The following is a 20,294-nucleotide window of genomic DNA, read 5'->3' as shown; positions in this document are numbered from 1 at the left end:
TAAGAAATTTGACCAATTTTACAATAATGTGTATTATTATTTATAATGCCGAATCCTTATAAGGTACGGGGGAACCAATAGATATACAGGGGTGAAATCCGCTATGGCGGAGGGGTGATTCTCTTTTCTTCTCTTTGACCCTAACCCGACAGCTAACCTCGGAGGCATAAATAAAGAGAGGTGGTACAACTGAAGAGAGCATTTTTTGCAATTTTGTTTGTATTTACCGTGTTGTGCTTAACTACCAACCCGGCTGTCGGATTGGCTGCACCGCCGCAGGATATGGCGGCCTTAACTATCGGGGCACGCGGTGATGACGTACGATTGGTACAGAAGCTGCTGGCAGATGGCGGTTTTTATGCCGGAGAGATTGATGGGGTTTTTGGTCCTGTTACCGCAAAAGCCGTAAAAGAATTTCAACAAAGTGCTAACCTTACTGTAAATGGGATTATAGACAAAGAAAACTTTGTCTATCTTGAACGGTTGGCTGGTGAACCCAGCAGATACAGTCGTTCCCTTATTATGAGAGCATCAGGCTATAGTGCGTTTGACCCAGGTAATGGAAACCGCACCTATTCCGGTAGCCTTTTGCGGAAGGGCTTGGTTGCTGTTGATCCATCAGTGATTCCTCTGGGGACTAGGTTGTATATTAAGGGGTACGGCTATGCGATAGCTGACGATATTGGCAGTGCTATTAAAGGCAACCGTATTGACTTAGCTTTTGACAGCCACCGCGAAGCGTTAAACTTTGGATTGCAGAAAGTTACAGTATACGTGCTGGACTAAGAAAGTTGGCAGGCCGTGGCCTGCTTTTCTTTTTATAATAGCTAACTTCCCGGAATATTAACAGGCCCTAAGTATTATACTATTTTTATCCTGTGACTAACCTTCTGATGGGGTTAAAACCCAATCTGAAGCTAAGTCTACTTTATAATTATGTATAGTACAAGGGGGCGTGTTTAGGCTTGAACTTTATTTCGAACGAAATGCTGCCATTAGTATTAGCATTGGTTTCAGGGGTATTAATGGCAGTACAAGGTTCGCTTAATACTGCATTAAGTAAAGTTATCGGTCTTCTAGAAGCTACTTTTTTTGTCCATATTACGGGAACTATTTTGGCTGTGATCTTGCTTTTTTTCTTTAAAATGGGAAAAGGTAATTTGTATGCATGGCAAGATGCACCTTGGTATTCATGGCTGGGTGGTTTTATTGGCGTAGCTATAATATATTTAGTAGCAGCTAGTATTCCGGGAGTCGGTGTAGCTAATGCTACAACGGCTATTATTGTTGGGCAAGTCTTAACGGCTATAATTATTGACCACTTTGGCGGCTTCGGTCTTGAGCGTATGTCATGCAGTCCTCAGCAGATATTTGGACTGGTATTACTTGCAATAGGCGCTAAATTGTTATTAAAATAGCGTTTTTTTATTTTTTTCGCTATTAGGTGTTAACAAAAAAAAAATTATAAGGTATACTTATCATTAGAATTTTTTGGTATCATGTCACCAACAAGGAGGCAAAGCATGGATTTTAACTTTACTCCCGATCAACTGGATCTGCAAAAGATGGTTAGAGAATTAGTTACTAAAGAAATCACTCCTCACGCTTTAGAAATGGATAAAGAAGGCGTGGTTCCTCCAGAACTTTGGAAAAAATTGGACGAAGCTGGATTGCTTAATCTAACCGTTCCTGAAGAGTATGATGGTCCGGGTCTCGAAGCTCTCTCAATTGCTCTTATTTATGAAGAATTAGGCAAAGGTTGCGCTGGTGTTGCCACGACAACAGCTGCAAACGCATTAGCTTCGTATCCAGTGGTATTGTTAGGCAATGATGATCAAAAACGCAAGTTTTTTGATATCATAAATAACGGTAAATTGGCTGCTTTTGCACTAACCGAACCAGGTGCCGGATCTGATGCCGGAGCCGTTGCTACATCTGCAGTCAAAGACGGTGAACACTATATACTTAATGGTACTAAGTGCTTTATTACCAATGGTGGTATTGCCGATATTTTTGTAATCTTTGCTAATACACGTAAAACAGCCGGTATCCGTGGGTTAACCGCGTTTATCGTTGAGCGCGGCACCCCTGGTTTCTCTGTAGGTAAAGAAGAAGAGAAGATGGGCATCAGAGCATCTAACACCTGTGAATTGGTTTTGGAGAATGTGCGTATTCCTGCAGCTAACAGGATTGGCCGCGAAGGAGAAGGCTTTAAAATTGCAATGAAAACTCTGGATGCAGCCCGTCCATTTGTCGGCGCAGTTTCAGTAGGCTTGGCCCAATCTGCCTTTGAGCTTGCTGTTAAATACTCTAAAGAGCGTGTTCAATTTGATAAGCCGATTGCTTCGTTCCAGCTTATTCAAGCAATGTTAGCAGATATGGCTATGCAAATCGAAGCAGCTCGCCTTTTGGTATATAAAGCTTGCTGGATGAAAGACCAAGGAGTTGACTATGCTAAGGAATCCGCCATAGCCAAATGTTTTGCTGCCGATACGGCTATGAAGGTTACAACCGATGCCGTACAAGTACTTGGCGGTTATGGGTATTCCAAAGAATATCCGGCAGAAAAGTATATGCGCGACGCTAAGATTATGCAGATTTACGAAGGCACTAATCAAATTCAGCGTTTAGTAATTGCTAATAATATCTTATATTAATTTATATTTCTGGATGCTTGACTTTTAAAGTTAACCGTAATATAATTACATACGTAGTAAGGGATTATAGCTCAGTTGGTTAGAGTACTACGTTGACATCGTAGGGGTCACTGGTTCGAGTCCAGTTAGTCCCACCAGAAATTTTAGGCTAGTAGATTAATCTACTAGCCTTTTTTATGTGCCGAGATTAGACATACCATCTCTTCACCGTGCGAAGAGACTTCAATAAACTATATGAAACTACAACTGGCCAACATATTCACTGTCGGCCAGTTTTTTGCCTTAAACTCTACTGTTTTATTGGAAATGTAGTAAAATAAATACAGCGAAAATAAGTATCGGTAAAAATCAATAATTTATATTCTATGTATCGGAGTGATATTGTGAAAAGGACGATAGTAATTGTAATACTATTATTGATTATGTTTACTTTTGGTTTACAGGCACACGCATGCACACTTTGGGCTGCTAATGGCAATATTGTTCAAGGAGGTGGAAGTTTAATCGTTAAAAATCGTGATTGGGCTCCTGATCATCATCAAAAATTAAAATTAATTTCACCAGCAAACGGGTACAAATATATTGGACTTTTTGTTATTGACGGCAATCATAAGGGACTAAAAGCAGGAATAAATGAAAAAGGATTAGTTACAATCAGTGCATCAGCAGGATCTATAGCGTTTAAAGAAAGAAAAATACTGCCATATACCCATGCGCTCTATGAGCAATTATTAAATGAATGTGGCAGTGTAGACGAAGCAATTGCTAGAACTGAATTATTTTTAGGACCGCAGTATTTAATGCTGGCTGACCGGAATAAAGTAGCTACTATTGAAATTGGGCCAGATGGCAAGTACGCCGTCATAATGAAGGATAGCCAGGCTATTTTCCATACCAATCACTATGTTGATGAATCAATGTTGGAATTTAACAGAGTAGACGGACTGAGCAGTAATACCAGGTATAAACGTATTGCAGCATTACTAAGTAATGCTGCAACGCCGTATAATCTTGATACCTTTCTAGATTTTAGCAACGATCAAAACGATGGACCTGATAACAGTATTTTTAGAATAGGAAGCTCGCCCCAAAAACAACGAACTATGGCGACCTGGGCTGTATCAATACCACCGTATGGCTCTCCCGAATTATATGTTAAAATATTAAATCCTGGAGAGAGTGAACAAATCAAAAAGGTAAAGGTTGAAGATATTTTTGACGAAAAACTAGAACTTTAATGCGCATAACATTAGTTATGATTGTTTAGCAGAGGAGTGGTAGGTATAAAAAAGAAATATAATTCTAAAATAACAACTAGGAATGATAAACAGAAAAGAACTTGTCTTAACGACAAGTTCTTAAAATTGGTGGCGGCGCAGGGATTTGAACCCCGGACACTGCGGGTATGAACCGCATGCTCTAGCCAGCTGAGCTACGCCGCCGTATTAAAATGGAGCTAGTGACCGGGATTGAACCGGTGACCTTATCCTTACCAAGGATACGCTCTACCGACTGAGCTACACCAGCGTTGGTTGCGGGGACAGGACTTGAACCTGTGACCTTCGGGTTATGAGCCCGACGAGCTACCAACTGCTCCACCCCGCGATAAATTTTTGTCACAAATTTAATTATATAGTACGGGCAATACTATGTCAATCAATTTTTCAATCTAATAGCATTGCAACTATTGGGAAGGCAGTGTCATTGACTACTGTTAATTAATGGTGTATATTAAATTATTGTACTGTTTGCGTTATTCCTTAGAAGATTAGTATTTGCGGTGTAACTAATACTAATAGGCGCTAATCCAATGCGTAACCTGTCAGTCGCCGATAAATTTGCTATAAAAATAATCAGGGCTGATAGCACAAGGAACAACTGCGTGAAATCTGAGCCATTCCTTTCCGGCTATATTCTTGCTTAATAAATATGTTTTTGTCGGAAAATCTCGGTTGTCTACGGTAAATAACTGGTCCTCTTCCAGGGCGCCTTCAAGGTCATCTTGGGAAAACCGGTCTGTATAAAAATATTGGTCGACTGACTGCAGATTGCCGTCATTATCATAGACTGCACCAAAATATACAGCATCACAATCAACTGTGAATTCGTATGTACCGTTCTCTGAGAGTGTACGAACGTCAATACATATTTTTTTGACGGGAAGTTGGCTCATATGTATACTCATAAGTGTACCTCCATTAATGGTCTCGATATGATTATTCCCGCTAACCAGACAGTTATGCTGTAAATTTAACAGAATTAACTTTAGGAGGCAATAATGTCAAATCTTGCTCCCGAAATTAGTAAACGGCGTACTTTTGCTATTATATCTCATCCGGATGCCGGCAAAACAACGTTAACTGAAAAACTGCTACTCTTCGGCGGTGCAATTCGCTTAGCTGGATCTGTAAAAGCCAGAAAAGCCCAAAAGCACGCTGTATCTGACTGGATGGAAATTGAAAAACAACGTGGTATTTCAGTCACTTCCAGTGTCTTGCAATTTGATTATGATGGTTTTCGGATTAATATCCTTGATACTCCCGGTCACCAAGACTTCAGTGAAGATACCTATCGTACACTAATGGCCGCCGACAGCGCGGTGATGCTTATTGACGTTGCCAAAGGCGTCGAAGAGCAGACAAAAAAGCTATTTCAGGTTTGTAAACAGCGGGGAATTCCCGTATTTACTTTTATAAATAAGCTTGATCGCTATGGCCGCAGCCCGTTTGAATTAATGGAAGAGATTGAAAAAGTATTAGGAATTCGGGCTTATCCTATGAATTGGCCCATTGGCATTGATGGTAACTATAGCGGTATTTACATACGTAAACAGGCTCAAATAGAATTGTTTGAACGTGGTGGAGTTCATGGGCAATGGGTTTTGCCCTCAACACAGGGTAATGTCGATGACCCTGCTTTTAAAGAAGCACTTGGTGCAGAGGTTCATCAGGCGCTATGTGATGATATTGAACTTTTAGATATGGCAGGGGACCAATTTGACTTCGACAAAGTAGCTCAAGGGGAACTTACCCCTATGTTTTTTGGCAGTGCTATGACTAATTTTGGTGTCAGATTGTTTTTAGAAGACTTTTTAAAATTAGCTCCGCCACCAATGCCTAGAGTTTCCTCAGAAGGATCTATTGATCCAACGGAAGAAAAGTTTTCGGCGTTTGTATTTAAAATTCAGGCAAATATGAATCCAGCTCACCGTGACCGACTGGCTTTTATGAGAATATGTTCCGGCAAATTTGAAAGGGGAATGACTGTCCATCACGCGCAGTCGGGTAAACCGGTCAAACTGGCTCAGCCGCAACAGTTTTTGGCGCAGGAACGCACAATTATTGACGAAGCATACCCGGGAGATATTATCGGATTATTTGATCCAGGGATTTTTGGCATTGGAGATACCTTGTGTCAGGAAGGATCTAACTTTACATTCCAAGACTTTCCGGTATTTCCGCCAGAGCAATTTGCCCGTGTGCAAGCTAAAGACACAATGAAGCGAAAGCAGTTTGTTAAAGGAATGACCCAGCTTACTCAGGAAGGAGCCGTACAAGTATTCCGCCAGCCTGATTACCCTGTAGAATCCTTTATTGTCGGAGTTGTTGGATCATTACAGTTTGAAGTGCTTGAGTACCGTTTGAAACATGAATACGGTGTAGATATTCTGATGAACAAGCTTCCTTATTCGGTTGCCAGGTGGTTATACGGCGAAAATCTTGACGTAAAAGCAATGAAAAATATGGACAACGGACTGTTGATTGAAGATATAAAAGATAGGCCGGTAGCCTTAATCAATAACGAATGGCAGCTTAGGTGGGTCATGGAGCGCAATCCGGAAGTCCAGTTCCTTGTTGTGCCTGAGGATGCCCGTCAAGTGTAGGAGTGGTGATACGTTATGTATAGTTTTCCTTTGGAAGAAAATGAAACGATCATCAAGAAATGTTTAGCAAGTTACACGAGTGATAATGACGTCTTAAACGGGGCACTTTATTTAACAGAATACCGACTTGTGTTTGTTGGCTACGCACTGAGTGCAGCCAATAAATACATGGATGAAGTACCATTGACCCACATCAAAGAACTACGAGCAGAAAAAACATTTTATATAATTCCTAACGCACTAAGAGTCATTACTATCAAAGATAAAGTAATTAATTTTGTAGTAAAAGGCCGTGATGAATGGTTTAACGCTATCAATGACCAGATCGCAGAAGGTAACTAACAACTTACATTACTTCACTACCCTCGTTGTATGCAAATAAGCTGTAGCACATATACTATATGAGAAGGGAGTGAGGGTGGTGAAGTTACTTTCGATCGGCCTGAACGGAACAACCGGAAATATCAGGGAAAAGTTGGAATACGACTGTAAAACGCTGACCCAAGAAGGCTTCCGTATAGTTATAGAAGAACTTGATAAAGGCGGCTATAAATTTCTTGGTTTAAATATCAGTGATGGTGAACTGTCTTTCCGCAATTATGAGCGGATAAAAAATATGCTAAAAAACAGCGTATCCCAAATACTTGCCGACTGGATCATCAGCAACGAAGAACACCGGCTCATAAATAAAATAGTCAATAATAACTATTTTTATTTTAATCCTGATGAACGTGCGATAGTTGAATCAAATGCGCTAAGAATCCTCGGCGTTAGTCCGGCTGACCGTTATAAGTTAATATTATCCAGAATACTAGAGTACTTAGATAATCATTACGAGTTAGTTTTGGATGGCTTTTTAAATTTTCGCCTTAAAGATTATCGCCTGCAGCTAGCGCAAGTCATTGATAATGTTGTTGATGATTTTATGATGGAGTTGGAATACAAAGAATTTATCAGGGTTTTGCGTTATTTTGTGGATGTGCAGGAACCAAGGGTGGAAGAAGCTCATGTTGTCATAAGCGGAAATAGTGTTTTTAAAATATACGATGCACATGGAAAAATAATAAATAATCAGTATTTGGAGAATACTTTAATGCAAAGTCATAATGAGAATGACACAGACAATCTCAATTATGAAGATTTGCTCATAAGCGCGTTAATAACTGTTGCTCCCCGCAATATTATGGTGCATAGCACTAATAAGCTGAGAGATAAAGACGTTTTAGAGACAATAAAATGCGTTTTTGAAAGTCGGGTTTTGGTTTGTGATGGCTGCGAAATGTGCACTAATGCCGGGAAATCTAATAATACTGAGTTGTAGGCTTGACAAAGCAGCTTGAGTTATATATAATATTTGATAATTAAACTATCGATAATAGTAATGCCGAGGATATGATGATGTTTTGAAAGGCGTGCCAGAGAGTAGATGTCATAGGCTGAAAGCATCTTTACGCAAACCAAGCATGATTACCACCTCGAAACTGCTTAGCTGAAATTAGTAAGCTTAGCCGGGACTTTTCCCGTTATCAAAGTCTGAGATGGCATGTTGCCAAACAGGGTGGAACCACGGGTATTAACTCTCGTCCCTATAGGGATGAGAGTTTTTTATTTTGTTAAGGAGGCTCCGAAACATGGGAAAAATTAAGATGACACTAAAAGATGGAGCAGTACGCGAAATCGAACAAGGAAAAACTTTAGCTGAAGCTGCTGAATCAATCAGCAGAAATTTAGCTAAAACTGCACTTGTTGCTAAAATCGATGGACAAGTAACAGATTTGTCGGCTAAATTAGAAAAAGACGCTGCAGTCGAATTTTTAACATTTGAAGACGGCGATGGCAAAGATGCCTTACGTCATACAACTTCTCATATTTTAGCGCAAGCCGTAAAACGCTTATATGGAGATGTTAAATTAGGTATTGGCCCGTCTATTGCCAATGGTTTTTACTATGATTTTGATACCGCACATACATTTACCCCTGAAGATTTAGAAAAAATTCAAGCTGAGATGGAAAAAATCGTTAAAGAAAATCTTCCGCTTGAGCGCCTGACAGTCAGCCGTGAAGAAGCCCTAAAAATGTTTGGAGAGCAAGGCGAAATCTATAAGCAAGAGCTAATTCGCGATTTGCCTGAAGATGTTGAGATATCGCTGTATAAACAAGGGGATTTTATTGACTTATGCGCAGGACCGCATGTTCCGTCGACCGGACGCGTTAAAGCCATTAAACTGCAAAGTATTGCCGGTGCTTATTGGCGTGGTGATGAAAAACGCAAGATGTTACAGCGGATATACGGAACCTGTTTTGAAAAGAAAGCAGATTTAGATGCCTACATCACCATGATGGAAGAAGCAGCAAAACGTGATCATCGCAAACTAGGCCGGGAACTTGATTTGTTCAGCATTCAAGAAGAAGGTCCCGGTTTCCCGTTCTTCCATCCTAAAGGCATGGTTATCCGTAACGAATTAGAAGCATTCTGGCGCAAACTACATGTCAAGTATGGTTACCAAGAGATTAAAACCCCGATTATTCTTCACCAAAAACTTTGGCAGCAGTCGGGACACTGGGATCATTATCGCCAAAATATGTATTTTACCAAAATTGATGACGAAGGTTATGCTGTAAAACCTATGAACTGTCCGGGCGGTATCTTAGTATATCGCACGCAGCATCACAGCTATCGTGATTTCCCGCTTCGTACCTGCGAGCTTGGTCTTGTTCACAGACACGAAATTTCTGGTGCGCTGCATGGTCTTATGCGCGTACGCAGCTTTACTCAGGATGATTCTCATATCTTTATGCTGCCGTCTCAAATCAAGAGTGAAATCAAGAAAGTTATTGAACTCTTTAATACGGTATACAGTGTTTTCGGCCTGACTTATCACGCCGAATTAAGCACAAAGCCGGAAAAGGCTATGGGTTCCGATGAAATATGGGAGACTGCAACAACAGCACTGCAAGAAGCCTTAGAAGAATTGAATATGCCTTTCATAATTAACCCTGGCGACGGTGCCTTCTACGGCCCTAAGATTGATTTCCACCTTAAAGATTCCATCGGTCGCACCTGGCAGTGCGGCACGATTCAGCTCGATATGCTGATGCCGGAAAAATTCGACCTTACTTATATAGGCGAAGACGGGCAAAAACACCGTCCGGTTATGATTCACCGTGTAGCTTACGGAAGCATTGAGCGGTTTATTGGTATTTTGATTGAGCACTATGCCGGAGCATTTCCTATGTGGCTGGCACCCGTGCAAGCAAAAATTCTGCCGATTAGCGAACGTCATGCTGAGTATGCCAGAGAAATTGCCCAAACAATGCGTGATAAAGATATTCGGGTTGAAGTCGATGACCGGAATGAAAAAATTGGCTATAAAATCCGTGAAGGCCAGTTGGAAAAAGTTCCTTACATGCTGGTTGTCGGCGACAAAGAAGTCGAAACACATACTGTCGCTGTACGGAAAAGAGGGCAGGGCGATATTGGTGTAATGCCTGTTGACGACTTCATTTCAACAGCAATCACTGAAATTGTTGCCAAAAGCTGATAATATTTAAAGAAATAGCTTGACTTAACTGGTATAAGGTGCTAATATAACTAAGTAAATTGAATTTTTAAGTAGAAGCCATCCGCTTCTCACCTTGCAACGCTCTGAGCAGTTAGTAAGGTTATAATAAGCAAAATCGTTTTGGGATTATGCTATTGCGCGGGTGGTTTGTACCACCCGCTTTTTTATTTAACAAAGTACATCAGGAGGTGAGCGGCAATTAGCAAAGAGACTTTAAAGATTAATGAAGAAATTCGGGCAAAAGAAGTTCGGTTAGTCAGCAGCACCAATGAACAACTTGGGATTGTGTCGCTAAGGGACGCATTGCGTATGGCAGGGGAGCAAAACCTAGACTTGGTTGAGGTAGCGCCAACTGCTAAGCCGCCGGTGTGCCGGATTATGGATTTTGGTAAATTCCGGTACGAGCAGCAAAAACGCGACAAAGAAGTCAGAAAGAAGCAAAAGGTAATTACGCTTAAAGAAGTTAAAATCCGTCCCAATATAGAGGATCATGATTTTAATGTTAAGCTTAAAAACGCCCAACGCTTTTTGGAAGATGGCGACAAAGTCAAAGTTACCATTATGTTTAGGGGGCGGGAACTCTCTCATCCTGAACTGGGTAAACAAGTTTTAGTTCGAATGGCTACTTTACTTAAAGATATGGCTACTGTCGAACGTGAACCCAAGCTCGAAGGTAAAAATATGATTATGATTGTAGCTCCTAAGCCTAACACTACGCAATCTAGCACATAAATAGAAAGGGGATATCCAACTATGCCAAAAATGAAAACCCGTAGAAGTGCCGCTAAACGCTTTAAAGTAACAGGCAGCGGTGAATTTAAACGCGCTAAAGCTTTCAAGAAACATATTCTTGAGAAAAAATCTCCATCCCGTAAACGTAATTTGCGTAAAGCAGCTCTGGTTAGCAAATCTGACCATGAGCGCGTAGTAAAAATGCTTCCTTATGCCTAAGCTGTAAAACAATTATAAGTAAACCAGGAGGTATGTGACATGCCAAGAGTTAAAAAAGGCGTTACTGCACATAAACGTCATAAAAAAATACTTAAATTAGCTAAAGGTTATCGCGGTTCGAAGAGTAAACTTTTCAAAAAAGCAAACGAAACAGTAATGAAAGCCCTTTATTATGCGCGTAGTGACCGTCGCGCCAAAAAAGGCGATTTCCGTAAACTGTGGATCACTCGGATCAACGCGGCTGCCCGTATTAACGGTATTTCATACAGCCAGTTAATCAACGGTCTTAAAAAAGCCGGAGTAGAAGTTAACCGTAAAATGCTTGCAGACTTAGCAGTTAATGATATGGCTGCTTTTGGCAAGCTGGTAAGCACTGCTAAAGAACAACGGTAAGTTGTTAAAATATAAAACTCCCATTTTTTTGGGAGTTTTTTTATTTTTGATGCATAATATATATAAATATTGGAATTACTAGTAAACAAATCCAGCATTTACTCGCAGGTTAAAAATTTGATTTTTTAAAATTTTTCTATAATTGGCAGGTTTTTTACCCCATGCGGCGAATAAAATATACAACAGAAATTAATTACAATTAAATATTGGCTTACTAAAACAAAAGGAGGAGTTAACCTTGGCCCTGGTAACAATGAAAGAATTACTCCAGGATGCAAAAAGAAGGAAGTATGCTGTAGGTGGTTTTAATGTTTTTAATTTCGAGACTTTAGGCGCTGTTATTGAGGTGGCGGAAGAATTAAAAACTCCCCTGGTGCTTGGTATTCCCGAGCGTTTGTTTAAATTTGTCGATGTTGATACCCTGAGTGCAGCAATGAGGAAAGCTGCTCAAAAAGCGGCTGTGCCTGTTGCGCTTCATCTCGACCATGGATACACTTATGAAGGAGTAATGAAGGCCATTCGTTGGGGGTTTACTTCTGTTATGTTTGATGGTTCATCCTTATCAATTGAGGACAACTTAAAAAGAACAAAAGAAATTACACGCATAGCCCATTCTCTCGGAGTGTCAGTCGAGGGTGAATTGGGCTATGTTGGCTGTTACGGCAATATTAAAGATATAAACGAGGAAAATTTAGTTAAACCGGAAATAGCTCACAACTTTGTGGAAAAAACTAAAGTCGATGCACTGGCTGTGGCTGTAGGAACCAATCATGGTGTTTACCGGGGCAATCCAAAACTTAATTTCTCCCGCCTCTCTGAACTTAGCAATACGGTAAATGTACCGTTAGTTATGCATGGTGGTTCTAAGCTTACTAAAGAGGATTATCAAAGTTCAATTCAGTCCGGCATAACCAAAATTAATGTCGCTACCGATATGTCAATGGCAGCAGGGGAGACTATAAAAGCAGAGCTGGCAAAAAATCAGGCTGCGAACTATATTCACCTCATGTCAATGGTGAAAAAAGGCGTAAAAGATTCTGTGCGGAGATACATGTTATCATTTGATTGTATCTCCAAGGCAATATAGCAAAAAAAATAGTTGCATAAACCCCCCTGTCCTTATGACGAGGGGGGTTTTTTTAGTTCTTTTAAACTTCGCCACCATTTTTCTTTATGAGCGCAACTGCTTCTTCAACTCGGGATTCTGGAACAAATGCAATAAGGGAAAAAGCATGTCCGCCGGCCATGCCATAGCCTCTTGAACTCAATCCGCTAACTGACGGGTCAGCTCCCATAAGTACTCTTTCTGCCGAATTGGTCTCGTTAGACGTATTCATGGAAAACAGGGTTAATCCTGTCAGTGTTTCAGCAAGGTTAGCAGTGGCATCATTGCGTTCAGTATCAAATGTTACACCATAGCGGCTGCTTCGCTTAATGTGGTTGTCATTCATTCCGCTTTTGGACAACGCATCTGCAGCTGACTGTGCTTTGGTGCTAGAAGAAAAATAGGAAATAATAGTTTGTTCTTTTTCTTGTTCTTGCATAAACTCCCCTCCGATTTATCATGATAATGTTTGCCGAACCGAAACTTGAAAGGAGAGTGACGTCAGTGAAAAAAGTGTATATTGCTCATCCACTACGCGGCGATATAGCCAGTAACATAGATTCGATTTCCCACCTTTGCCGAAATATAATCGACACTGACAGTAGTATCTTACCATTATCACCGGTCCTTGCATTTAGCTTCTTTGACCCTGACAAAGAGCCGGTAAAAGCTATGCAGTACTGCTTAGAACTTCTAAGAGCAAGTGACGAGCTATGGGTTTATGGGGATTGGAAAAAATCTGAAGGCTGCTTAGCAGAGGTTGCAGTTGCAAAATGTAACAATATCCCAATAAAGTTTAAATCGTCGCCTGCTGAACCCCAAAATATCACCTCCTGAAAAATAGTTTATCCAGAATCTTGTTTAGTTTTCTCGATTTGGGTATAATTTTAAGGTACACTTAATTTAGGGAGTGGAAGATTTTGGGGGCAAAAATTAATAACCTGCTTGATATTGCCCAATGGAAGCTTACACCATATCAAATACTTGTATTGGGGTTTGCCGGGTTAATATTAGGGGGAGCAGTTCTTTTAACAACACCGCTTGCTTCGGCAACAGGCGAGCGGTTAAGCTTTGTAGACGCCTTGTTTACAGCAACTTCTGCTGTATGTGTCACAGGCCTGGTAGTTGTTGATACAGGTACATATTTTTCATTATTTGGGCAGCTTGTGGTAATCTTTCTCATTCAAGCCGGCGGTTTAGGCATTATGGCCATGGCTACATTAATGGCGATATTAATCGGTAAGCGAATTAATTTTAGAGAACGGTTAGTAATGCAGGAAGCGTTAAACCAACTTACCGTATCCGGGGTTGTACGCCTGACTCAGTATATTATTAAAGTAACACTGGCAATAGAGTTTATTGGCGGGACAATTCTTGCTGTACATTTGTACCAGGATTTGGGACTTAAAGGTATTTACTTCGGCTATTGGCATGCTATTTCATCATTTTGCAACGCCGGATTCGACTTGTTCGGCAGCGTAACCGGCAAATTCTCCAGTGCCACCAGTTATGTAGACGATATTGTTGTCAACCTTGTTATTACCTTCCTTATAATCTTAGGCGGCATAGGTTTTACGGTTATTGCCGATATTTGGACTAACCGTTGTTTCCGGAAATTTTCGTTGCATACTAAAGTGGTATTAATGACAACCCTGGTTCTGGTTATTTTTGGTTCGATCGTAATTTTTCTTCTTGAATATAATAACGCGGCTACTTTAGGTAATCTGTCCTGGCAGGGAAAATTTTTAGCCAGCTATTTTCAGTCAGTAACGGCACGAACTGCCGGATGGAATACCGTAGATTTGAGCAGCCTGAAAGATGCTACCTTATTTTTCATGGTTTTACTTATGTTTATTGGCGCATCCCCTGCTTCAACAGGTGGTGGTATCAAAACTTCAACGGCTGCCGTTTTAGCCGCCGCAATTTGGGCGTTAGTTAGAGGCCGTAGCGATGCAGAGCTATTTAAACGCCGGATTCCATATGCAATTATTTATAAGGCATTTTCAGTACTATTGATATCTGCCGCTTTGGTCATCTTTGTAACTATGATGCTAAGCATAACTGAGAATCAACCATTTATTAAATTGTTATTTGAGGTGACTTCAGCCTTCGGAACCGTAGGCTTATCAGCAGGAGTTACGCCTACACTGAGTACTGTTGGTAAACTCTGGATTATTTTAACAATGTTTGCCGGACGGGTAGGGCCTGTTACGCTTGCACTTGCTTTCGCGCTTAGAAACCGTAAAGGCAATTTACAATACCCGGAAGGAAAAATTATCATAGGTTAAGAGGAGAAGGATAAGCATGAAAAGTAACAAGCAATTTGCCGTTATAGGGCTAGGCCGTTTTGGAACTAGTGTGGCAAGCGCATTATATAACCTTGGCTATGAAGTTTTGGCTATCGACGCCGATGAGGAAAGAATCCAAAAGTTTAGTGAAGAAGTCACTCACGTCGTTCAAGCCGATACAACAGACGAAAACTCATTAAAAGCTTTAGGCATCCGCAATTTTGATGTTGTTGTTGTGGCTATCGGTGAAGATATTCAAGCGAATGTATTGACTACGCTGCTTTTAAAAGACCTTGGCGTAAAATATATTGTTGCCAAAGCCCGGAACGAATTACACGGCAAAATGCTAGCCAAAATTGGTGCCGACAGGGTAGTTTATCCCGAACGTGATATGGGACAGCGCGTAGCGCATAATCTTGTATCCACTAATGTCTTAGAATACATTGAACTATCACCAGTACTAAGCATTGTTGAAATTACAGCTCCCAAAGCACTCGTTGGCAAGAGCTTGGCCGAGACTAATCTGCGGGCAAAATATGAAGTTAACGTAGTCGCGATTAAACGTGACGAAGAGCTAATCGTTCCACCTCTTCCTGATGAAAAAATCAAACCAGGAGATATTTTGATTTTTGTCGGTCATACCAAGGGTATTCAAAAGCTGGAGGAATTAGAATGACCGAGTTTATTTCCAGTCCGGAAAATAAACTAATAAAAGAAGTTGCATCGCTTAAACAAAAAAAGTACCGTGATAGTTTAGGTATGTTTGTAGCTGAAGGTGTGCGCTTAGTAGAAGAATGTATCAATGCAGGCTGGCCTGTCGAAGTATGTATTTATACGGAAAATGCCGCCGCTAAGAATCGAACACACAGCCTGATTGAAAAAATAACTAATATGAATTGCAAAATGGTAGTAGTACCGGAAAATATCTATAATAAAATTTCTGACACTGATCAACCGCAGGGTATTATGGTTATTTTAGAAAAACGGCCATCAACAATTGACACCATGGTATCTGGTATAAATAAGCAACCTTTGCTTATTATACTAGATGGAATTCAAGACCCTGGAAACGTCGGAACCATTATTCGAACTGCCGACGCGGCTGGATGTACTGGTGTAATCGTTCTTAAAGGGTCAGCCGATATATACGCCGGTAAAACAGTGCGGGCAACAATGGGATCTTTATTTCATTTACCTATTACCGAAGCATTATCGCCATCGGAACTACTACCGGTACTTAAAGAAGCCGGTATTAAAGTGATGGCAACAGGTTTACAAAAATCTTTCTCTTACTATCAGGCTGATTTTAATAATCCTGTAGCTATTGTATTAGGTAATGAGGGACAAGGAGTAAGTGCTGAGTTGCTAAAAGCAGCTGACAGCTGTTTAACTATACCGCTGGTTGGTCAAGCCGAATCACTTAATGTGGCGGTTGCTGCTGGTATAATTTTGTATGAAGCCATAAGACAACGGTCAACTTGTAATTTGTAAAATGCTGTGCTATAATACGTTTAGCAATGACGGAAATTGCCATTAAGGGCAGAGAGGGTGGGTCTTACGGATGATGACCGCCGAATTCTTCTGGAGAATGTTTGAAGCTACCGGTTCCATTGCTGCGTATTTGTGGTATAAACGGTTAATGATGCAGTAAGTTAATATTGATTTATTGCCATACGATGAGGAAGAGAGTATGTTAGTCACGTTTGTACAGGGAGGATGCCGCCATAGATTGAGAGCGGCGCCGAAACAACTGGCAGAAGTTCACTTCTGAGTATCTAGGCTGAAGGGATATTCTTGTGTAGGCCTGGCGTTTTCCACGTTATAGGAATTTGAGTCTAATTAGGGTGGTACCGCGAAGTCAAGACTTTCGCCCCTTGGGGTTGAAAGTCTTTTTATTTTTATCTTTAGGAGGCATGTATGGAACAAGAGCTCAAATTATTAAGAGAAACAGCTCTCAAAGAGTTGTCTCAAATTGCTGGTAAAGAAGCACTGAATGAATTAAAAGTTAAGTATCTAGGAAAAAAAGGGCTGCTTACTGCTGTGTTGCGCGGTTTAGGGGCATTAAGCCCCGAAGAGCGGCCACGGGTTGGTCAAATAGTTAATGAAATCAGAAACGAGCTTGAGCAGATAATTGCCGATAAGTCTGAGACTATAAAGCAGGAAGAGCTGACTAGTAAGCTGGCATCAGAAACAATCGATGTTACTCTGCCTGGGCGTCGGAACGTTCTAGGGCATCTTCACCCATTGACCTTAACTTTAAATCGCATTAAAGACACTTTTATGCGTATGGGCTTTGAGATTGCAGAAGGACCTGAAGTAGAGCAAGATTATTATAATTTTGAGGCACTCAACTTACCTCAGGATCATCCGGCCCGTGATATGCAAGATTCTTTTTATATAACTAAAGAATTTTTGCTTAGAACACACACTTCGCCGGTACAAGTGCGGACAATGCAGTCGGCAGAACCAAATCAACCCATCCGCATTATTGCTCCCGGAAAGGTTTACAGACGCGATTATGACGCCACTCATTCACCTATGTTCCAACAAGTGGAAGGCTTAGTAATTGATAAAGGTATCAGTTTCGCTGATCTTAAAGGCACACTAGAATTGTTTTGCAAAGAAATTTTCGGTAACAGAGTTAACATTAGACTTCGTCCCAGCTTCTTCCCATTTACTGAACCCAGTGCTGAGGTTGATATTTCCTGTGTTATGTGCGAAGGCAAAGGCTGCCGCGTATGTTCCGGCACTGGCTGGCTGGAAATCTTAGGTTCCGGTATGGTTCATCCGCGTGTACTTGAAATGAGTAATTTTGACCCTGCCAAAGTAAGTGGTTTTGCTTTTGGCATGGGGGTTGAACGGATCGCTATGCTGACATATGGAATTGATGACCTCAGATTGTTTTTTGACAATGATATGCGCTTTTTGCGTCAATTTTAAAGGTTTGGATAAGGGGGAAAGATATGAGAGCGTCAATTAAATGGCTTAAAGACTATGTTGAAATAAAGGAAACACCGGAAAAACTGGCAGATATGCTGACAATGGCCGGAGTACCTGTTGCTACTGTAGAATACTTAGGACAAAATATCTCAGGAGTAGTCACAGGCAAGATCATGGAGATAAATCCACACCCCGACGCTGATAAATTGTCGGTTTGCAAAGTAGATATTGGTAAAGAAATAGTAACCATTGTTACCGGAGCTACTAATGTCCGTAAAAATCATATTGTTCCGGTAGCTACCGTAGGGGCGAACCTCCCCAATGGGGTAAATATACAGCCGACAAAACTTCGTGGCTTGTTGTCAAACGGTATGTTATGCTCGGTAGAAGAACTTGCTATTGATAGCAAACTAGTATCACCTGAGGCCAGAAATGGTATTTATATTCTGCCTGCAGATACTGAGGTAGGTATAAATATTCGTACTGCTCTTGGCCTCGATGATGTTGTACTTGAGTTTGAACTCACTGCTAACAGGGCCGATTGCTTCAGTATCATGGGTATTGCGCGCGAAATAGCGGTGCTTACCGGCGCCACACTTAAGAAGCCAATGCTCAACTTAAAGGAAGCAGGAACGGAGAAAGCACAGAATATGACCTCTATACAAATTGAGGATTCTAGTCTTTGCTCGCGCTTTGCTGCACGAATTTTGACCAACGTAAAGGTTGGACCATCACCTGCCTGGCTGCAGCATAGGATCCAGGCAGCCGGTATGCGGCCAATCAACAATATCGTTGATGTTACTAATTTCGTAATGCTGGAATTAGGTCAGCCTATGCATGCTTATGATTATAACCTGCTTTCACGCCACAGTTTAGTCGTACGAAAAGCTAATCCCGGTGAAAGACTAACTACACTCGACGGCGTAAAACGCGAACTTACTCCAGATATGCTGGTAATTGCGGATGCAGTACAGGCAGTTGGTATCGCCGGCGTTATGGGCGGTTTGGCAACAGAGGTTACTTTTAATACACAAAATGTTCTCCTGGAAGCTGCAAGCTTCAAAGGAGCAAGTATTCGCCGGACATCACGCGCTTTAGGACTTCGTTCGGAAGCATCTGGACGGTTTGAACGTGGTGTAGATACAGTAAATATCATGAAAGCATTAGACAGAGCGGCAACCCTACTTGAAGCTATGGGCGCATGCCAGGTTTGTCCAGGAGTTGTTGATGCATACCCCAATATGCATTTGCCTAAACAAGTCACGTTTACTCCAGCACAGGTAAATAGCTACTTAGGTACTGATATTCCGGCAAAAACTATGGTTGAAATACTGAAGAGTCTCGAATTTGACGTCGATGCTGCTTCGGAAAAAATTACCGTGACTGTGCCTACTTGGCGTGGCGACGTTTCCCTGCCGGCAGATATTTGTGAAGAAATTGCCAGGATTTACGGTTTTAATAATATACCTGCCACAACTCCTGCGGGCAGTATGGCGCAAGGGAAACAGAGTTACGGACAATCAATCATTGACAAAGTAAAAACTGTCCTCACCGGTAATGGTTTTTCGGAAGTTATTTCTTTAAGTTTTTCTCATCCCAGCGCCTTCGACAAACTAAACATTCCCGCTGACAGCTCTTTAAGACGGGCGATTGAAGTCTTAAATCCGATTACCGAGGATTTTCCTATTTTGCGCACTACTTTGTTAGGCGGTGTGATGGACACTATTGTTCGGAATCTATCACGTAAGAATGAAGACTTAAAGATCTATGAAATTGGAGCCATTTATTTGCCAAAAGAATTACCGCTTAACGATTTACCCCAGGAACCGGTAATGTTATGTGGCACCATGCTTGGCAAACGCCAAACCCTGGCTTGGAATCAAACAAAAGATACCGTAGACTTCTATGACGCTAAAGGCACTGTTGAAACAATTTTAGAGGCTTTAGGGATTGATGAATATGCCGTGGTAGCAGAAGTAAGTCCATATTTACACCCCGGTAAAACAGCTGCATTCAAAGTGGATGATGAATTATTAGGATTTGTCGGCGAAATCCACCCGCAAGTTCTTGATTCTTATGAAATTACCAAAAAAGTGTATTTATTTGAATTAAATGTGGGTGCACTGGTCAAACATGCTGCTATCAAAATAAACTATCAATCTTTACCGAAATTTCCGGCAATTGCTCGAGATTTGGCAATCGTTCTGCCTGAGAATGTTTCTGCCAGCGATGTAACAAATGCCATTCGTGCCAATGCGGGTCCGCTCTTAACTGCAGTACAGCTGTTTGATGTTTATACAGGGCAGCAAGTAACAAAAGGGTTACGAAGCCTTGCATTTTCACTTACCTTCCAAGCAAGTGACAGAACATTGACAGATGCTGAAATTGAAGAGTATTTTAAAAGTATAATTGTGTATCTGGAAAGAACTTTCATGGCGAAAATTCGCGAATGATGCGGAATTTTGTGTTTTATATACAGACAAAAAACGCTTTACCTCAACCTCTTTTTGTGTT

General features: G+C 41.1%; 21 protein-coding genes, 4 tRNA genes, 1 riboswitch and 1 other annotated feature. Of the genes, 20 read left to right on the top strand and 5 right to left on the bottom strand.

Translation table 11 applies throughout. The annotated features are described in order from the left end of the window. Window positions 1-36: 36 nt before the first annotated feature. Window positions 37-182, top strand: a riboswitch (cyclic di-AMP (ydaO/yuaA leader). From SRRS_RS13580 to SRRS_RS13560, 5 genes are all read left to right on the top strand, one after another. Next, entirely contained in the window at window positions 181-786 is a 606-nt protein-coding gene (locus SRRS_RS13580; protein WP_371369635.1) for a 3D domain-containing protein, read from the top strand. (Overlaps the previous riboswitch by 2 nt.) 179 nt (window positions 787-965) lie before the next feature. After that, window positions 966-1,418: a DMT family transporter gene (locus tag SRRS_RS13575; protein ID WP_371369634.1), complete on the top strand. Its 453-nt coding sequence runs from the start codon at window positions 966-968 to the stop codon at window positions 1,416-1,418. A gap of 105 nt (window positions 1,419-1,523) precedes the next feature. Continuing rightward, window positions 1,524-2,657 (top strand): acyl-CoA dehydrogenase family protein, encoded by a 1,134-nt coding sequence (locus SRRS_RS13570; protein ID WP_371369632.1) that lies wholly within the window; start codon window positions 1,524-1,526, stop codon window positions 2,655-2,657. 60 nt (window positions 2,658-2,717) lie between these two features. Beyond that, a tRNA-Val gene (locus SRRS_RS13565) sits at window positions 2,718-2,794 on the top strand. Window positions 2,795-3,040: 246 nt separating this feature from the next. Further along, the gene (locus tag SRRS_RS13560) at window positions 3,041-3,895 is read left to right on the top strand and encodes a carcinine hydrolase/isopenicillin-N N-acyltransferase family protein (protein ID WP_371369630.1); all 855 of its coding nucleotides are present in this window, start codon (window positions 3,041-3,043) and stop codon (window positions 3,893-3,895) included. A gap of 127 nt (window positions 3,896-4,022) precedes the next feature. Here the strand turns inward: SRRS_RS13560 and SRRS_RS13555 are convergent. The 4 genes from SRRS_RS13555 to SRRS_RS13540 form a co-directional block, all read right to left on the bottom strand. Beyond that, window positions 4,023-4,099: transfer RNA gene (locus SRRS_RS13555), tRNA-Met, on the bottom strand. A gap of 9 nt (window positions 4,100-4,108) precedes the next feature. Then, a tRNA-Thr gene (locus SRRS_RS13550) sits at window positions 4,109-4,184 on the bottom strand. A gap of 2 nt (window positions 4,185-4,186) precedes the next feature. Then, window positions 4,187-4,262 (bottom strand) — tRNA-Met (locus SRRS_RS13545). Window positions 4,263-4,479: 217 nt separating this feature from the next. Continuing rightward, entirely contained in the window at window positions 4,480-4,842 is a 363-nt protein-coding gene (locus tag SRRS_RS13540; protein WP_371369628.1) for a hypothetical protein, read from the bottom strand. Window positions 4,843-4,935: 93 nt separating this feature from the next. Between SRRS_RS13540 and SRRS_RS13535 the strand changes: the two genes are divergently transcribed. The 8 genes from SRRS_RS13535 to SRRS_RS13500 all read left to right on the top strand — a co-directional run bounded on the left by SRRS_RS13535 (window position 4,936) and on the right by SRRS_RS13500 (window position 12,534). Next, the gene (locus SRRS_RS13535) at window positions 4,936-6,540 is read left to right on the top strand and encodes a peptide chain release factor 3 (RefSeq protein ID WP_371369626.1); all 1,605 of its coding nucleotides are present in this window, start codon (window positions 4,936-4,938) and stop codon (window positions 6,538-6,540) included. Window positions 6,541-6,555: 15 nt separating this feature from the next. Continuing rightward, the gene (locus SRRS_RS13530; protein ID WP_371369624.1) at window positions 6,556-6,882 is read left to right on the top strand and encodes a GRAM domain-containing protein; all 327 of its coding nucleotides are present in this window, start codon (window positions 6,556-6,558) and stop codon (window positions 6,880-6,882) included. Window positions 6,883-6,961: 79 nt separating this feature from the next. Then, window positions 6,962-7,861, top strand: coding sequence for a sporulation protein YtxC (gene ytxC / locus SRRS_RS13525; RefSeq protein WP_371369622.1), 900 nt, complete (start codon window positions 6,962-6,964; stop codon window positions 7,859-7,861). Window positions 7,862-8,171: 310 nt separating this feature from the next. Further along, entirely contained in the window at window positions 8,172-10,082 is a 1,911-nt protein-coding gene (gene thrS, locus SRRS_RS13520; RefSeq protein WP_371369620.1) for a threonine--tRNA ligase, read from the top strand. A gap of 63 nt (window positions 10,083-10,145) precedes the next feature. Further along, window positions 10,146-10,277, top strand: a sequence feature (ribosomal protein L20 leader region). A 24-nt stretch (window positions 10,278-10,301) separates the two neighbouring features. Then, a complete protein-coding gene (infC, locus tag SRRS_RS13515) occupies window positions 10,302-10,835 on the top strand; it encodes a translation initiation factor IF-3 (protein ID WP_371369824.1) in 534 nt (177 codons plus the stop codon). A gap of 21 nt (window positions 10,836-10,856) precedes the next feature. Continuing rightward, entirely contained in the window at window positions 10,857-11,054 is a 198-nt protein-coding gene (gene rpmI, locus SRRS_RS13510) for a 50S ribosomal protein L35 (RefSeq protein WP_371369619.1), read from the top strand. Window positions 11,055-11,093: 39 nt separating this feature from the next. Continuing rightward, window positions 11,094-11,447, top strand: coding sequence for a 50S ribosomal protein L20 (gene rplT, locus SRRS_RS13505; RefSeq protein ID WP_371369618.1), 354 nt, complete (start codon window positions 11,094-11,096; stop codon window positions 11,445-11,447). Between the two features lie 238 nt (window positions 11,448-11,685). Continuing rightward, window positions 11,686-12,534: a ketose-bisphosphate aldolase gene (locus SRRS_RS13500; protein ID WP_371369616.1), complete on the top strand. Its 849-nt coding sequence runs from the start codon at window positions 11,686-11,688 to the stop codon at window positions 12,532-12,534. Between the two features lie 61 nt (window positions 12,535-12,595). Here the strand turns inward: SRRS_RS13500 and SRRS_RS13495 are convergent, their stop codons facing one another. Then, window positions 12,596-12,991: a hypothetical protein gene (locus SRRS_RS13495; RefSeq protein ID WP_371369615.1), complete on the bottom strand. Its 396-nt coding sequence runs from the start codon at window positions 12,989-12,991 to the stop codon at window positions 12,596-12,598. A 65-nt stretch (window positions 12,992-13,056) separates the two neighbouring features. Between SRRS_RS13495 and SRRS_RS13490 the strand changes: the two genes are divergently transcribed. The 7 genes from SRRS_RS13490 to pheT all read left to right on the top strand — a co-directional run bounded on the left by SRRS_RS13490 (window position 13,057) and on the right by pheT (window position 20,233). Beyond that, on the top strand, window positions 13,057-13,389 hold the full coding sequence (locus SRRS_RS13490) for a DUF4406 domain-containing protein (protein ID WP_371369613.1): 333 nt from the start codon (window positions 13,057-13,059) through the stop codon (window positions 13,387-13,389). An 83-nt stretch (window positions 13,390-13,472) separates the two neighbouring features. Then, on the top strand, window positions 13,473-14,840 hold the full coding sequence (locus SRRS_RS13485; RefSeq protein ID WP_371369611.1) for a TrkH family potassium uptake protein: 1,368 nt from the start codon (window positions 13,473-13,475) through the stop codon (window positions 14,838-14,840). Between the two features lie 16 nt (window positions 14,841-14,856). Then, the gene (locus SRRS_RS13480) at window positions 14,857-15,516 is read left to right on the top strand and encodes a TrkA family potassium uptake protein (RefSeq protein ID WP_371369609.1); all 660 of its coding nucleotides are present in this window, start codon (window positions 14,857-14,859) and stop codon (window positions 15,514-15,516) included. Beyond that, window positions 15,513-16,331, top strand: coding sequence for a TrmH family RNA methyltransferase (locus SRRS_RS13475; protein WP_371369607.1), 819 nt, complete (start codon window positions 15,513-15,515; stop codon window positions 16,329-16,331). Before SRRS_RS13480 ends, SRRS_RS13475 begins: the two co-directional genes overlap by 4 nt. 70 nt (window positions 16,332-16,401) lie before the next feature. Beyond that, window positions 16,402-16,491, top strand: a complete 90-nt coding sequence (locus tag SRRS_RS13470; RefSeq protein WP_371369605.1) for a YqzL family protein — start codon at window positions 16,402-16,404, stop codon at window positions 16,489-16,491. A gap of 266 nt (window positions 16,492-16,757) precedes the next feature. After that, window positions 16,758-17,780, top strand: a complete 1,023-nt coding sequence (pheS, locus tag SRRS_RS13465; RefSeq protein WP_371369603.1) for a phenylalanine--tRNA ligase subunit alpha — start codon at window positions 16,758-16,760, stop codon at window positions 17,778-17,780. 23 nt (window positions 17,781-17,803) lie between these two features. Further along, complete coding sequence (gene pheT, locus SRRS_RS13460) at window positions 17,804-20,233, top strand: phenylalanine--tRNA ligase subunit beta (RefSeq protein WP_371369601.1); 2,430 nt, start codon at window positions 17,804-17,806, stop codon at window positions 20,231-20,233. Window positions 20,234-20,294: the final 61 nt, after the last annotated feature.

It is taken from the genome of Sporomusa rhizae (assembly GCF_041428845.1).
In the GTDB taxonomy this organism is placed as follows: domain Bacteria; phylum Bacillota; class Negativicutes; order Sporomusales; family Sporomusaceae; genus Sporomusa; species Sporomusa rhizae.
The sequence above is the reverse complement of the archived record's forward strand: the minus strand, read 5'-3'. Positions and strand labels throughout refer to the sequence as shown.

Excerpts from the sequence above, each read along its gene's own strand:
- SRRS_RS13570 (WP_371369632.1), top strand. The coding sequence starts at position 1,524 with ATGGATTTTAACTTTACTCCCGATCAACTGGATCTGCAAAAGATGGTT.
- SRRS_RS13540 (WP_371369628.1), bottom strand. The coding sequence starts at position 4,842 with ATGAGTATACATATGAGCCAACTTCCCGTCAAAAAAATATGTATTGAC.
- SRRS_RS13535 (WP_371369626.1), top strand. The coding sequence starts at position 4,936 with ATGTCAAATCTTGCTCCCGAAATTAGTAAACGGCGTACTTTTGCTATT.
- SRRS_RS13530 (WP_371369624.1), top strand. The coding sequence starts at position 6,556 with ATGTATAGTTTTCCTTTGGAAGAAAATGAAACGATCATCAAGAAATGT.
- thrS (WP_371369620.1), top strand. The coding sequence starts at position 8,172 with ATGGGAAAAATTAAGATGACACTAAAAGATGGAGCAGTACGCGAAATC.
- rpmI (WP_371369619.1), top strand. The coding sequence starts at position 10,857 with ATGCCAAAAATGAAAACCCGTAGAAGTGCCGCTAAACGCTTTAAAGTA.
- rplT (WP_371369618.1), top strand. The coding sequence starts at position 11,094 with ATGCCAAGAGTTAAAAAAGGCGTTACTGCACATAAACGTCATAAAAAA.
- SRRS_RS13495 (WP_371369615.1), bottom strand. The coding sequence starts at position 12,991 with ATGCAAGAACAAGAAAAAGAACAAACTATTATTTCCTATTTTTCTTCT.
- SRRS_RS13480 (WP_371369609.1), top strand. The coding sequence starts at position 14,857 with ATGAAAAGTAACAAGCAATTTGCCGTTATAGGGCTAGGCCGTTTTGGA.
- SRRS_RS13475 (WP_371369607.1), top strand. The coding sequence starts at position 15,513 with ATGACCGAGTTTATTTCCAGTCCGGAAAATAAACTAATAAAAGAAGTT.
- SRRS_RS13470 (WP_371369605.1), top strand. The coding sequence starts at position 16,402 with ATGATGACCGCCGAATTCTTCTGGAGAATGTTTGAAGCTACCGGTTCC.
- pheS (WP_371369603.1), top strand. The coding sequence starts at position 16,758 with ATGGAACAAGAGCTCAAATTATTAAGAGAAACAGCTCTCAAAGAGTTG.
- pheT (WP_371369601.1), top strand. The coding sequence starts at position 17,804 with ATGAGAGCGTCAATTAAATGGCTTAAAGACTATGTTGAAATAAAGGAA.